The sequence below is a fragment of the Bradyrhizobium sp. USDA 4353 genome (assembly GCF_054063215.1).
Genome location: NZ_JBSSGB010000001.1, coordinates 4195158 through 4209460 on the forward strand (window position 1 = coordinate 4195158; position 14303 = coordinate 4209460).

The 14303-nt window shown below is 65.3% G+C and carries 11 protein-coding genes; 8 read left to right on the forward strand and 3 right to left on the reverse strand.

The window, feature by feature from the left end; genetic code table 11:
- Window positions 1-32 precede the first annotated feature (32 nt).
- Genes ACVILH_RS18805 through asnB form a run of 4 tightly spaced genes read left to right on the forward strand, consistent with a single transcriptional unit; the run spans window position 33 to window position 5451 of the window.
- On the forward strand, window positions 33-1358 hold the full coding sequence (locus ACVILH_RS18805; protein WP_456717023.1) for a glycosyltransferase family 4 protein: 1326 nt from the start codon (window positions 33-35) through the stop codon (window positions 1356-1358).
- Complete coding sequence (locus ACVILH_RS18810) at window positions 1358-2416, forward strand: Gfo/Idh/MocA family protein (protein ID WP_456714212.1); 1059 nt, start codon at window positions 1358-1360, stop codon at window positions 2414-2416. The genes ACVILH_RS18805 and ACVILH_RS18810 overlap by 1 nt, the downstream gene beginning before the upstream one ends.
- Entirely contained in the window at window positions 2413-3456 is a 1044-nt protein-coding gene (locus tag ACVILH_RS18815) for an NAD-dependent epimerase/dehydratase family protein (protein ID WP_456714213.1), read from the forward strand. The genes ACVILH_RS18810 and ACVILH_RS18815 overlap by 4 nt, the downstream gene beginning before the upstream one ends.
- Before the next feature lie 54 nt (window positions 3457-3510).
- On the forward strand, window positions 3511-5451 hold the full coding sequence (gene asnB / locus ACVILH_RS18820; RefSeq protein WP_456714214.1) for an asparagine synthase (glutamine-hydrolyzing): 1941 nt from the start codon (window positions 3511-3513) through the stop codon (window positions 5449-5451).
- A 12-nt stretch (window positions 5452-5463) separates the two neighbouring features.
- Here asnB and ACVILH_RS18825 read toward each other — a convergent pair whose 3' ends face one another.
- A complete protein-coding gene (locus ACVILH_RS18825; protein WP_456714215.1) occupies window positions 5464-6606 on the reverse strand; it encodes an acyltransferase family protein in 1143 nt (380 codons plus the stop codon).
- Window positions 6607-6776: 170 nt separating this feature from the next.
- The gene (locus ACVILH_RS18830) at window positions 6777-7727 is read right to left on the reverse strand and encodes a glycosyltransferase family 2 protein (protein WP_456714216.1); all 951 of its coding nucleotides are present in this window, start codon (window positions 7725-7727) and stop codon (window positions 6777-6779) included.
- Between the two features lie 173 nt (window positions 7728-7900).
- Here ACVILH_RS18830 and ACVILH_RS18835 point away from each other — a divergent pair, with 173 nt between their 5' ends.
- Window positions 7901-9883: a pectate lyase gene (locus tag ACVILH_RS18835; protein WP_456714217.1), complete on the forward strand. Its 1983-nt coding sequence runs from the start codon at window positions 7901-7903 to the stop codon at window positions 9881-9883.
- Between the two features lie 14 nt (window positions 9884-9897).
- Here the strand turns inward: ACVILH_RS18835 and ACVILH_RS18840 are convergent, their stop codons facing one another.
- A complete protein-coding gene (locus tag ACVILH_RS18840) occupies window positions 9898-11292 on the reverse strand; it encodes an O-antigen ligase family protein (RefSeq protein WP_456714218.1) in 1395 nt (464 codons plus the stop codon).
- 195 nt (window positions 11293-11487) lie between these two features.
- Between ACVILH_RS18840 and ACVILH_RS18845 the strand changes: the two genes are divergently transcribed.
- The 3 genes from ACVILH_RS18845 to ACVILH_RS18855 all read left to right on the forward strand — a co-directional run bounded on the left by ACVILH_RS18845 (window position 11488) and on the right by ACVILH_RS18855 (window position 14269).
- On the forward strand, window positions 11488-12792 hold the full coding sequence (locus tag ACVILH_RS18845; protein WP_456714219.1) for a WecB/TagA/CpsF family glycosyltransferase: 1305 nt from the start codon (window positions 11488-11490) through the stop codon (window positions 12790-12792).
- A 66-nt stretch (window positions 12793-12858) separates the two neighbouring features.
- Window positions 12859-13890: an OpgC domain-containing protein gene (gene opgC / locus ACVILH_RS18850; RefSeq protein WP_456714220.1), complete on the forward strand. Its 1032-nt coding sequence runs from the start codon at window positions 12859-12861 to the stop codon at window positions 13888-13890.
- 118 nt (window positions 13891-14008) lie between these two features.
- Window positions 14009-14269, forward strand: coding sequence for a hypothetical protein (locus ACVILH_RS18855; RefSeq protein WP_456714221.1), 261 nt, complete (start codon window positions 14009-14011; stop codon window positions 14267-14269).
- The last annotated feature ends 34 nt before the right edge of the window (window positions 14270-14303 follow it).

Sequence of the window (14303 nt, forward strand, 5' to 3'; positions counted from 1 at the left end):
AATATAGCCGTGATTAAATATTTTAAATGATGATGGCCAGCGATACCCCAGCCCCGGACGTATTGGACCCCGCGCCGCCGGCGCGGGGCAATGGCCGACGTCCCCGGTCGGGAGTCGTGAACCCGCGGCGTCTCAACATCCTCAGCGTCTCACACATGCCCGCAAGCCCGCCGCGGTTCGGCGCGCAGGCGCGCATGCACGGGCTGATGACGCAGCTGGCGCGCCGCCACGATCTCACAGCCGTGACCTTGGTGGACGACGCGTTCGACATCGATGAATGTCAGCGCGCGATGCAGGCCTATTGCCGCGACGTCGTGCTGGTGCGCAACCCGCTTGGCCGTGACGGTCTGTCCAAGCGCCTGCTGCAATTGCGCTCGCTGGTGTCGCCATCGAGCTTCGACCGCCTGCGTGTCGCGCTGCCGGAGTTGCAGCGCGTGCTGAACAAGGTGCTGCATGCGACGCGGTTCGACATCGTCAATCTCGAGTTTCCCTATCTCGGCCACTGCCTGTTCCGGCAGGCGCCGGCGGGCGAGATGCCGCCGCGGCTGATCGTGGATTCGCATGAGATCGCCTACGATCTGGCCCGCCAGTTCGCGGCAACCGGGGCCAGTCTCGGCCGCCGGCTCTATGCCGGTGCGAACTGGCGCAAGCTCAGGTGCGAGGAGCTCGCAATCTACGGGCAGGCCGACGGCGTCTATCTCTGCAGCACCGACGACGAGGCGCGCCTGCGTCAGGATCTCCCGCAAATTCGCACCGCGGTGATCCCCAACGCCGCCGATATCGATTTCTATCAGCCGCGCAGCACGGACCCAAAGCCCGATGGACGCACCGTGGTGTATTTCGGGCTGCTGGCGACGGTGCCGAACATCGACGCCGTCACGCATTTCATCCAGGACGTCTGGCCTCTGATTGCTGCGAGACATCCCGACGCGCGCTGCAAAATCATCGGTGGCCGGCCGCCGCCATCGCTGCTCGCGCTTGCCGGCGCGCGGATCGCGTTCACCGGCTTCGTGCCGGATCTCCGGCCGCATCTCTCTGAGGCCGCGGCGGTGGTCGTGCCGCTGCGGCTCGGCGGCGGCACGCGGCTGAAGATCGTGGAAGCCATGGCGATGGGCAAGGCGATCGTTTCGACCAGCCTCGGCGCGGAGGGGATCGAGGCGGTCCCCGGCCGCGACATCCTGATCGAGAACGAGCCTGTCGCCTTCGCCGGCGCCGTGAGCCGGTTGCTCGCCGAGCCAGGGCTCGCGGCGCGCATTGGTCATGCGGCGCGGCAGGTGGCCGTTGAGAAATACGCCTGGAGCGCGGCGGCGCGCGCGCTGGAAGAGTTCTATCTCGAGATCCTGGAGACCACTGCGTGATGAAGGCCGCGCTCATCGGGGCCGGGCAGATTGCCCGCCAGCATCTTGCCTGTCTCAACACGCTCCCCGGCGTCCAGCTTGCTGCCATCTGCGATCTGTCGCCGGCGACGGCCGAGGCCGCGGCCGAGCGCTACGCCATTCCGTCCTGGTTCACCGATCACCGTACGATGCTGGAGACGGTGCGACCCGATGTCGTGCATGTCACGACGCCGCCGACCTCGCACTTCCGGCTGGCGATCGATGCGCTCCAAGCCGGCGCACATGTGATCGTCGAGAAGCCGGCGACCTCGACCTTCGAGGAGCTTCAGACCCTGGCGCTGCGGGCGAGGCAGGTCGGCCGCCACGTCGTCGAGGACTACAACTACCTCTTCAATAGTGCGCCGCAGGAGATCCTGCGCCGCATCGAGACCGGTGCGTTCGGAGCCGTCACCCATGTCGACGTTCTGATCTGTCTCGACATCCTCGGCCCCGATGGCTTTGCTGATCCAAATGCGCCACATCCGGCGCTCAATCTGGCCGGCGGCGCGATCGCCGATTTCCTGCCGCATCTCGCCTCGCTGGCGCACGCCTTTGTCGGCCCGCATCGCAGCGCGCAGACCGTCTGGAGCAAGCGCAAGCCGTCGCCGCTGCCGTTCGACGAGTTTCGCTGCGTGGTCGAGGCCGAACGCGGCACCGCGACGCTCGGCTTCAGCGCCAGCGCGCAACCGGATGCGTTCTGGCTGCGGGTCTATGGCGAGCGGATGCAGGCGACCGCCAATCTGTTCGAGACCCGGCTCACCTTCGACGGCCCGCGCAACGTGCCGAAGCCGCTGCGCCCGTTCTTCAGCGGGCTGGAGGAGGGCAGCGACATCCGCCGTGCCGCGCTGTCGACCCTGCTGCGCAAGTTCAAGGGGCCCGGCGCCTATGAGGGCCTGTGGGAGTTTCTCGCTCGCACCTATCAGGCGCTCGGCTCGCGGGCGCCGCTGCCGATCACCGCCGAGGACGTTCTCGCGGTCAATCGGATGGTTGAGGCGATGAAGCCCATAGAGCGGGTCGAGATGAAGGAGCTGGCGATATGAGGGCTCTCGTCACGGGCGCCAACGGCTTTCTCGGCCGTCACGTGGTGAACGCGCTGCTCGCGCGCGGCATCACGGTGCGCGCCATGGTGCGTCCCGCAACCCGTGTGGAGCCGCTGGGCTGGCCGGCCTCGGTCGATATCGTGAGGGCGGATCTCCGCACCTCGCGCGAGCTCGCCGGTGCCTTCGACAATGTCGACGTGCTGATTCATCTGGCCGCTGTGGTGTCCGGCGGAGAGGATGCCCAGTTCGCCGGCACGGTCGGCGGAACCGAGCGGCTGCTCGAGGCGATGGCGAGCAGTAGCTGTCGCCGGCTCGTGCTGTGCAGCAGCTTCTCCGTCTATGATTACACGGCAACGCGCGAGGTCCTCGATGAGACCGCGCCGTTGCAGCAGACGCCGGACGTCTACACGCGCGGCGGCTACACCGTCGCCAAATGGTGGCAGGAGCGGGTGACGCGCCGTCTTGCCGAGACGCATGGCTGGGACCTCACCGTGCTTCGCCCGGGCTTCATCTGGGGGCGGGATCACGGCTATCTCGCCGCGCTCGGCCAGCAGATCGGTCGGCATCACGTCGTGATCGGTCCGTTGACACGCATCCCGATGACCCATGTCGAGAATTGCGCCGATGTCTTCGCGCTGGCGGCGCTCGATCCGCGTGCGAAGGGGCAGACGCTGAATATCGTTGACGGCCCTGGCGAGCGCGTCTGGACCTATCTGTCCGACTACATCAGCGGCACTGGCACGCGCGGCTTTCGGCTGCCGATACCGCATTGGCTTGCCAGCGCGGCGGTGCGGCTGGCGTTCGCCACGGTGTTCAGGCGCGCAACGAAGGTGCCCGCGATCCTCACGCCCAAGAAGTTCGATGCGATGCTCAAGCCGCTGCGCTTCGACAATCGCAAGCTGAGGGAGACGCTCGGCTGGACGCCGCCGCTCGACTACCAGCAATGTCTCGCGCGTACCTATGGTCCTGCGCCGGTGCCGGCCGAGGCGCTGGCGTCGTGGTCGTCAGGCACCGCGGCTTCGACCTCAGCGCAGCGATGATCGTGCAAGCCGACAATCGTTCGTAACCTCGCATATGGCAGGTGGATTGCTCTGATGTGTGGCATTGCCGGGATCATCGGCCGCGTCGATGACGACAATCGCGCAGCGCTGCAGCGGATGAACGACGCCATGCTCCACCGCGGCCCGGATGCAGGGGGAACGTGGACCTCGGAGCCGGACGAGCGCGGCTGGGGCGCGCTGCTGGCGCACCGCCGGCTTGCGATCCTCGATCTGTCGCCCGCCGGCGTGCAGCCGATGACGGACTCCGTCACCGGTCACGTCATCGTCTTCAATGGCGAGATCTACAATTATGCTGATCTGCGGCAGCGGCTGATCGGAGAGGGGCAGCACTTCAGCTCGACCGGTGACACCGCGGTGATGTTGCGTGCGCTCGGCCTGCACGGGCCGGAGGCGGTGAGCTGGCTGCGCGGCATGTTCGCGTTCGCCTGCTGGGACCCCAATGCGCGCCAACTGCTGCTCGCCCGCGATCCCCTCGGCATCAAGCCGCTCTATGTGGCGCGTCCGGACACTCCGAATGCCGGCTGGTCGCTGGCTTTCGCCTCCGAGCTGCGCGCGTTGCTGGCCTCGGGCCTTCTCGGCAAGCCGCAGCTCGATCCGCAGGCGGTGGCGAGCGCTGTCTGGAACGGCTTTGTCGCCGGTCCCGGCACCGCCGTGAAGGGTGTCGCGCTGTTGTCGCCCGGCCGTCTGACGGCGTTCGACGGCGCCGGCAATGTTTTGCGCGATGAGGATTATTGGGCGATCCGCGGCCATGCGCCGGATCAGGTGATGGAGGAGGACGAGCTCGCCGCCGTGCTGGAGGAGACGCTGCGGCTGCATCTCGCCAGCGACGTGCCGCTGGCGGTCTTTATGTCCGGCGGCATCGATTCGTCGGTCATGGCCAATCTGGCGCAGCGTGCCGCGACACAGCCGATCCATACCTTCACGCTCGCTTTCGAGGAGCAGGAGCTCAATGAGGGGCCGATCGCGCGGCGCATTGCGGACGCCGTCGGCACCGCGCATCACGAGGTGGTGCTGACCGAGCAGCATTTCGTTGACAATCTCGAGGCTGCACTCGACAGCCTGGATCAGCCCACCTTCGACGGCCTGAACGCTTACTACATGTCGCATGCCATTCGCGGCGCTGGCTTCACGGTGGCGCTGTCAGGGACCGGCGGTGACGAGCTGTTCGGCGGCTACACGTCGTTCCGCGATCTGCCGGTCATGCGGCAATGGTCACAGCGGACGGCGACGGTGCCGGGGGGCTTGAAGGTCGCTGCGGCATCGCTGGCTGCGCGGATGCTGTCGCCCTCGCGTGGCGCGGTTGCGCCGCAGACGCGCTGGGCCAAGCTTCCGGAGATGGTCCGCCGCGGCGATGATCTGCTGGCGCTGTATCAGATGGCCTACGCGCTGTTCCTTCCCGACTTCCAGCGCGAGCTGCTCGCGCCGGACCTGGTCGCGACGCTGAACGACGGCCTGTCGGCGCCGATGCGGGCGAAGATCACGGCGGAGACCCGCGGGCGCACGCCGCTGTCGGCGATCAGCGTCATGGAGCAGCGCCTGTTCCTCGGCGAGCGGCTGCTGCGCGACAATGACGTGGCCAGCATGGCAGCCTCGCTGGAGCAGCGCGTGCCGCTGGTCGATCAGGTGCTGTTCGAAACCGTGGACCGGCTGCCCGACGAGGTGCGCTATCAGCCCCTGCGCAGCAAGGCGATGCTGAGGCGCATCGGCTTGCGTGGTCTCGATCTCACATTGTTCGACCGGCCGAAGAGCGGCTTCGTGCTGCCGATGGATCGCTGGATCCGTCGCGGCTTGCAGGAGGCCATGGACCGGACGCTGCGTGATTCCCAGGCGATCGCGCCGGTCGGCCTGAACCCGGCCACTGTCGCGCGGCTCTGGCAAGCCTTCCTCAACGGCGCGCCCGGCATCTATTGGTCGCGCGTGTGGTCGATCTATGTGTTCGTCCGCTGGTGTCACCGTCACCGCGTTTTTCGGTGACGGACCAAGACCTCACGCTTTAGCTTCCGCGACATTGCCAGCCGATGCGGCCGAGGCTCTCCGTTCGCTCCCCGCGGGCGAAGTCCCGGCGGATGCCGGCCTCAACCTATGCCTGAGCTGTCTGAAATACGGCTCGACGAACCGCTCGATCGCTGCCGCATAGACGATGGAGATCAGCAGAGCGAGCGGAAAGAGCAGGTAGGGCTTTGCTGCAATGGCGGGGAAGTTCTTGTCGAGGACCCGGATGACGACGTTGTGGATCAGGTAGATCGCGTAGGAATATGTGCCCAGCGTCATCAACCCCGGGCGATTGAGAGGACGAAACAGCGGCGCATCGGCGAACCGGACTGCGAAGTAGAACAGCGGCATCAGGGCGAGGCCCTGCAGGCTGTAGCGCGCCGTCTCTCGAAACGTCGGATCACGGTAGATCAGCGACACCAGCAGCACGGCGACAGCGCCCAGCAGTAGCAGCCATTGCGTGGCTAACATCGCGACCGCAGGCGCACGCTGACGCGCGGGGTTGATGACCAATGCGAGAATGCAGCCAAAGGCGATCGAATCGATGCGGGTGTCCGAGGCGTAATAGGTCCGGTCGGAGAAGAAGCCGGGAGCATGGACGAGATGGATGCGCCAGGCGAGAACCGCAAGGCAGACGCCGCCGAGCAGCATGCCGATGGTCCGCGGTCGCAGCGACGCGCCGAGCAGCGCGGTCATCAGTAGCGGATAGAAGATATAGAAATGCTCCTCGACCGCGAGCGACCACAGAATGCCGGTGCCGTCGGGAACGGTGTTGCCCGGGTCGAAGAACAGGCCGTAGTAGTTGGCGAAGTACAGCAACTGGGCGGCCAATCCCTTCCAGGTGATCCCGCCGTCGAGCAGGCCAGCATAGGTGAGGCCATAGGCGATCGCCAAGGTGATCAGCAAAGGTGGCATCAGCCTGAACGCACGGCGCGCGTAGAATTTCGAGATCGCCAGCGTGCCGGTCCGCTGATGCTCTGACATCATGAGGGTCGTGATCAGGAAGCCGCTCAGGAAGAAGAACACGGTGACGCCGAACCCGCCCGGAATCTGCGCCTGGAGACCGGAATGGCCGAGGACGACAATCAGCACTGATAATGCGCGGATGCCATCCAGCGACGGGATCGTGACAGACATGCCGGCCTGCGCCGGCGTAACGGTGCGCGCATCGCTGCTCTCGCGGGGCGAGGCAGAGGAAGCGGCAAGAGGATTCAATTCGAGAATATCGGCCATGATATCCGGAAAAGTTTGAGAAGGATCTCAGCTTCGCAATCGTCCAGGCGACATCGGCGCGATCGTCCGTCTGATCACCTGGTCTCGGACAGGGGATGCGTGGCCTGCCACAGCGCAGCGCGCTCGGCATTGATCCGCGCCGTGGCGGCCCGCTTGCCAAGACGCAGGCAGGCGCGCTGATAGGCGCGCAGGAAATGCCGGAACTCGAGATCGTCGTAGCGCGGCAGACCCTTCAGCCAGCTGCGGAAGTAGCCCCACAGCATCGCCATGCTGCCGATCAGGGCGGGATAGGCAGGCAGGTGATAGACGGCAACTGCGACATGGTAGAGCGGCGATGTGCCCATGAAATACTGGCCGAAGCCCTTGCGCAGCCGGCCGGTCCAGATGCCCTTGTGACTGGCGCCCTGGGGCCGCAGATGGACGAAGCGCAGCGCCTCGCTGTCGATGCTCTCGGCGATCCAGCCGAGCATGCGGCAGCGGTGGCAGTCGATGCCGTCCCACATCACCTGGCGTACGAAGCCGCCGATCTCCTGGAAGCAGGCGACGCGATAGAATTTGGTCATGCCGACCGACATCTCGTCGCCGCAGACCTCCGGCTCCAGCGCGCCGGTCTGCGGATGGACGAACCACGGCTTGCCCGAGGTGGTTCCGACCCGCGGGTCCGCCTCCATCCGCTCCATCAGCAGCTCGAAATAGCGCGCGGGCAGATCGAGGTCCATGTCGAGCTTGCAGACATAGTCGAAATCCTCGAGCCGCACCGTGTCGAGCCCGGCATAGAAGGCTTCGATCACGCCCGGCCCGACCTTGCGTCCGCCGCGATCGGCGCGGCGCACGACGCGCAGACAGGGCAGGCGCTGCGCATATTCGTCGAGGATTTGCGGCGTGTCGTCGCTGGAACCGTCGTCGACGACGATCCACAGTGCGGGCGGCACGGATTGCGCCGCCACGCTGTCGAGCGTCCGGCGAAGATAGTCTGCCTCGTCCCGGCACGGCGAGATCAGCAGGTAGCGGCGCGATGGCGTCACGTCTCAATCCCTCCGTCGAAAGCCAATGGCGACCGGCCGGCTTTCAATAAATTAAATAACGACTTAATATTATGTCGCCGCGCGTGTCAAAATCATGGTGATTTTAAATCGGCGCGGCCTCGGCGGACCACGCTGAGCCTGCTGACGCGGAGGAGGCTGGTGGCATGGGCGTCATGAACAGAACAGCTCTCGGCGCGGCGTTTCTGGCAGCGCTGGCGCTGTTCCAGCCGGCCGGCTGCAGGGCCGAAGCCTCGGAGCCGGTGACGCCATTGGGGTCAGCAGGATCGGCCGCGACATTGTTGCCGGCAGATCGCGTGGCCGTTTGGACGCCGGGCCTGATGTCAGCAGGTGGGATTCCGAACCGCACCACCATCTATCGAGCATTGTCGCCCAGCGGGGCCGACGACACCCCCGCGATTCAGGCGGCGCTCTATGCCGCGCCGATCGGGCAGGTGGTGATGCTCGGACCAGGCACGTTCGTTCTGAACGAGCCGTTATTGATCAGTCGTCCGGTCACGCTCCGCGGCTCGGGTGCTGGTGTGACCAAGCTCGTCAAGCCCAACGGTGCGAGAGCGAGAACGTCCGCGGTCATCGCCGGCACCAAGGGCATTCTGACGCCGGTCGATCCGAGCTCGTATGCCTATGATCCTAAGCCCGTCATCATCGTCGGTCCATCCCGGTGGAATAACGGCCCCGACAGCACCGCTTCGCGGAGCCTCGTGGCCGATGGCAGCCAGGGGGCGACGAGCATTACGTTGGCCAATGCCGCGCCGTTGCGGGCCGGCGACATCGTCCTGCTGGACGAAGTCTCAGGCGCCTCATGGCAGGCAACGCCATCCGGCTTTCCGTCGAACGCCAGGGTTTGGCAGGGCGATCGCGTCGCCTGGAACATGCACAATCCGGTGCAGCCGGGCGACGACAATGGCGCGGCGAATGCCGCGGGCCCCTATGATCAGACGCCCGGTGTGCTGCCGAAATCGATGTCGTGGTTCGCGCGGGTCGACCGGGCGACCTCCGAGATCAAGGAGATCGCATCCGTTTCAGGAGCCACGGTGACGTTCACCTCGCCGCTGACGATCAGCTACCGCACCAGCCATGACGCCCAGCTCACTCCGTACAGCACCGATCCGAACAGCGGCAGCCACGCGGCCAACAACCGTGACATCCATGTCGCCCATGTAGGCGTCGAGGATCTCAGCATCATCGGCGGCGCGGACGGGGCGCTGAGGTTCGAGACCGCCGCCTATTCGTGGGCGAAGGCGATCGAAGTCACGCAGTGGCTCGGCGAGGGCGTGGCGATCAACAATTCATTCCGGGTCGAGTTGCGCGACTCCTATATTCACGCCGGCTCCTGGCCGCAGCCCGGCGGAGCCGGCTATGCGCTCAGCCTGGCCTGGGGCTCGTCGGAGGTCCTGATCGAGAACAACATCCTCGTCGACGTCTGCAAGACCATGGTGTTCCGCTCGTCCGGGGCCGGTAGCGTCGTCGGCTACAACTATGCCGACGATTCCTTCGATTTCGACAATCCCGGCTGGGTCGAGGTCGGGATCAACGCGTCGCACATGGCGGGCTCGCATCATGTCCTGTTCGAGGGGAACCTGTCCCATAACGCCGACAGCGACTTCACGCATGGCAACGCCATCTATCTCACCTTCTTCCGCAATCATCTGACGGGCCAGCGCCAGCGCTTCGTCGACCGTTCAGGCCTGCGGACGATTGGGCTCGCCTATGGATCATGGTGGGATTCGTTTGTCGGCAATGTGTTGGGCCAATCCGGGCGCATGAGGGGCTGGAGCTATGATGATCCGTCGATGGCTGCCAATGCGGCCCGCTGGGGGCAGGGGGGAATGGGGAACATCTGGATGCTCGGCTATGATCCGGAGCGATGGACGATGGGGCCGGATCCGAAGACGTTGGCGACTGTGATCCGCGGCGGCAATTTCGATTATCTCACCAACACGGTTGTCTGGACGGAGGGCCTGCAGGCCCGGCCTCTGCCGGCCTCGTTGTATCTCAACGCCAAGCCGGCCTTCTTCGGCGATCTCTCCTGGCCCTGGGTCGATCCGGCCGGTGATCCCAAGCTGCACACGTTGCCGGCCAAGGCACGGCTCGATGCCGGCACTCCGTTCGCGCCAGCGCCGGCGACGACACGATAATCCGACAGACACGCTCAAGAGCGGACACCGAGCCGCGGCTTCCACATCGGGCGTGGCCGAGCGAAACCGGCAGAGCGCCGGCTTGCGCTCTGTCGGCTCGGCATCGTGAGCGGCGACCGGCGCCAATAGCGCGCGGCTTCGACGGCCACGAGCACGAAGACGACCCAGGACACATCGAAGGCGCGCAGCCAGAGCGTCTCGAGAAAGTTGTAGAACATGACGAACAAGGCGACCGACAGCAGGATCCATGCGCGCTTGTGATCGTGAGTCATCACGCGGCCGATGACATGAACGGTGGTCGCGAGGAACGCCAGCAGAAGGGCGAGGCCCACATAGCCGAGCTCCAGCATGGTGTCGTAGTAGCCGTTGTGCGAGTTCGGCATGGCTTTCACCCAACCGGGCGCGTCCGTGATGCTCGGCGCATCGGCGCCGACCAGCCAGAAGCTCTGATAGCCCCAGCCCAGCAGCGGCCGCTTTGCGATCTCCATTTCCGAGAAGGCCCATATCGTTGTCCGGCCGGTGAAGCTTGAATCCCCGGTCAGCAGATAGGCGATGCGGCTCGTGGTGAAGCCGGCGAGCCCGCCGAACACGACATAGCCCAGCAGCAGCACCGCAAGGATCAGGACCGGCGCGAGCCGCAACGTCCTGGAGACCGAGAGCGTCAATAAAGCGAGGACGGGGGCCAGGAGGGCAAGGCCGAGCGCCGTCTTGGAGCTGGAGAGGAAGATCAGGACCACGGCCGCGATCGCCACGACGAGGCCGAGCGCACGCCGAAAGCCGGGGTACAGCAGCTCGTGAACCGCTAACAGAAAGGCGATCGCGGCAAATTCGCCCAGCAGGTTCTTGTCTGAGAAATAGCCCTGGTAGCCGATATCGACCAGCGCGGAGCCATATTGCGCGTAGGTCGCATAGCCGCCGGGGATCAGCATGACATTGAGGATCACGCCGGTCGCCATGCAGAGGAAAACGCCGCGCAGGATGTCGGCGCGTGGATTCGACAACAGGGCAGGCAGCACGACGGCCGTGAGCACCATCGCCTCCTGCACGAAGCGGACGAAGGCGAATTCCGGCTTGAAGGCCCAGGCGATGCTGGCGCCGGCGAAAGCGAAATAGGCGCAGAGGCTGACGATGTTCGGCGGTGCGGTGAGACGGCCGCCGCGCGCCAACCGATGGGCCGCAACGATGATGGCGATGGCGGCAAGAGCCGGCCAGAAGATCCGGTTTTCGACGCGGCTTTCCAGCAGGCCTTGCAGCCCGGGCGACGGCGGAAAGCTGAAATAGATCAGCGGCTGAATGAGCGCGGAGTAGGAAAAGGCCAGGACCGGGAGCAGAGCGCAGGGATCGAAGCTCTTCCCGTGAGCGCGCGCGGCGGTGGCCGCCGTGAAGGTCATCGCTTGAACTCTGGGCATTCGCGCTCTGCTCAAAACTCGAAAACGGGCACGCCGCCGAACGGTGGCAGAATAATCATGATCTGGATCCCGAATTAAATAAAGACATTTCACATGGCCGGGCGCGTATTGCTGCGGATCTGCCGGGAATCTGCTCTGTCATTCACAATTAAACCATATTAAATGTATCGGATCATTTAAAATTAAATGATGTTTTTGGGCCACCGCCTTCTTCAAGCGAGGCGAGGGCTCCGCGACGATCCCGCCAACGCGGCATCCTCGTGCAGCAAGGCGATTGACGGAGAGCGGTGGATGCTGACCACGCACGAACTGCAGGAGGCCGGGCGCTCCTCCTACCGCGTGGACCGTGCCGGCGCGGGCCTCGGCTGGTCCGAGACGCCGACGGCCGAGTCTGTCGTTCCTGACGATCTGGCGCGCGATGTCTACTGCGTCCTCGGCGTGCCGGTCGACGCCATCGGCATGCGCGGTGTCCTGCGTCGCATCCGCGACGCTGCCCGTCGCAAGACCCGCCTTCTCATTTCCACGCCCAATCTCAATTTCCTGGTGGCCAGCCAGTCCGACAGGAGCTTCAGGGAGTCGCTCATCCTGAGCGACCTCTGCACCGTCGACGGCATGCCGGTGGTCTGGATCGCCCGCCTGATTGGCATTCCGATCAAGAGCCGGACGGCCGGTGCCGATATTTTCGATGCGCTGAAGACGGACGAAGGTCCGGCGAGCGCGCTGAAGCTGTTTCTGTTCGGAGGCCCGCAAGGGGCCGCCGAGCTGGCGGCGCGGCGGCTGAACAGTCAGGCCAGTGGCCTGCGATGCGTCGGCTGGTCGAACCCCGGCTATTGCTCGGCCGAGGAAATGAGCCGGGACGACATCATCAATGAGATCAATGCTAGCGGCGCGGATTTTCTGGTTGCGTCGCTGAGCAGCCAGAAGGGGCAGTCCTGGCTCCAACGTAATCATGAGCGGCTCGAGATTCCGGTCCGCGCCCATCTCGGAGCAGCGCTGAACTTCCAGGCCGGCACGGTGGCGCGGGCGCCGGAGATCCTGCGCCGGTTTGGCCTGGAGTGGCTGTGGCGCATCAAGGAGGAGCCGTATCTCTGGCGACGCTACTGGCACGACGGGACGGCGATGCTGCGCCTCGTGTTCACCCACGTGCTGCCCTTCGTGTTCTGGACCTGGTGGATGCGGCGGACGCATGAGCGCGGAGAGGCGCTGACGATCACTCAGGACTACGGTGCGCGGGCGGTCACGCTGAGCCTGTCGGGCGCCGCGGATGCGCGGCATGTCGACCGCGCCATTCCGGTCTTCCGGGCCGCGGCCGCTTTGCGCAAGCCGGTGACGCTCGATTTTTCCAATGTCTGCGCCATCGATGCGCGCTTTCTCGGGCTGCTGCTCATGCTCCGGAAGCAGCTGGACGCGAACGGGTGCGAGGCGGCTTTCGTCGGCGTCTCGCCGCTGCTGGCGAGGATCTTCCATTTCGGCGGCCTGGAGCTCCATGACCGTCCTTGAAACATCCCGCCAGACCGCGCTTGGCTTGACGCCGTCGTGCCGCGACGGCCGTATCGGAGACGAACAGTGAGTGCGGCGGGACAGACACGGCGCGAGGTGCTGATCGATTTCTATCGAAGCTGCTCGATGCTGTTCGTGTTCTATCACCACACCGCAAACGTGTTTCCCGACTCCGTCGATCTGTTCACGAAGTTCAATCCCTTTGCCGAGCTGTTCGTCGTGATCTCGGGCTTCATGGTCGGCTACGTCTACCTGCACAAGGATCACTACGGAGAGCTCGTCAGCCGCGGGCTGAAGGTTCTCGCCGCCTACTTCGTCATCTCGGTTCCGGTGGCCATCGGCATGGCCGTTCTCGGCAAGAAGCGCGAGCCGGTCGGGCAGGCGATCTTCGACGTGCTCACGTTTCAGTCCGAGCCGACCGGCATCACCATCCTCAAATTCTACGGGCTGACGTTCCTGCTGCTGCCCATGATCCTGCCGCTGTTCAAGCGCAACCGGGTGCTGGTGCTTACAGTGTCGGCAGCGATCTTCGCGGTCTGTACCTGGTTCGCGAATACCGAGGCCGGAGGGCTGGAGAATCCCGCCGCGATCCTGCTGCTGTTCTCGCTGCAGATGCAGCTCTTCCTGATGATCGGCACCTGGCTCGGAGACCTCCACCGCCGCGGCCGCCTGATCGGCCGGCCGTTCTACGTGGCAATGGCGGCGATCTTCGTCTTCGGGCTGTTGCTTGACGGGTGGCTGGGCTTTCCGAGCAATGGCGAGAAGTATCCGTACCGGTTCGACAAGCTCGTCAACCTGCTGTGGAGCCTGCCGCTGCTGCTCGCAGTGCTGTGGGCCGTGTTCGCGCGCACCAGGCAGTCGCCGGCCGTGGCGCTGGTGCTCAATGTCGGCCAGAACTCGCTGATCGCGTTTCTGGGGTCGGAGGTCGTTCGCCAATCGGTCAAGCTGGCGCTCCTGATTGGGGGCATTCACCCGCAGGTGCTTGGACAGACCCTGGTGGGCCTCGTCGACGTCATCGTGGTCACGGTCGTGCTCTGGCTCTACAGCACGCATTGGCAGCATCGGCCTCCGTTGCTGCAACCGCAGGGTGGCCGGTAGCGGTTTTCCGCGGTGCGGTGTTGCTCCCATGCGCTTGTTCGAATCTCCTGCAGCGGCTTAGCTCATCGCTAACCAATCGTCGCTAGCCTCTCGCCACGCCGAGGAGGCCTGAACATTGATGTGGGTGATCGCGCTTCATTTTGCAGCGGGAGCAGTGGCCGGAGCGATCTTCAAGGTTCGCACGCTGCTGGCGCTCGTCGCGATCAGCTTTGCGGAGTGCATCGCCGTTGCGGTCCTGGGCGGCCTGTCCGCGGCGCTGCCCTGGGTCGGCGGTCTCGTCGCCCTCCAGGTCGGCTATCTCCTGGGCGTCTATCTACGCAGCGTGCTGGAGCGTGCCGGCCTCGCGCATCCCGCCATCCGCCCCGAGCATCAGCGCTGAGCCTCGCGGCGGACGCCGCGCGGCGCGCCTCACC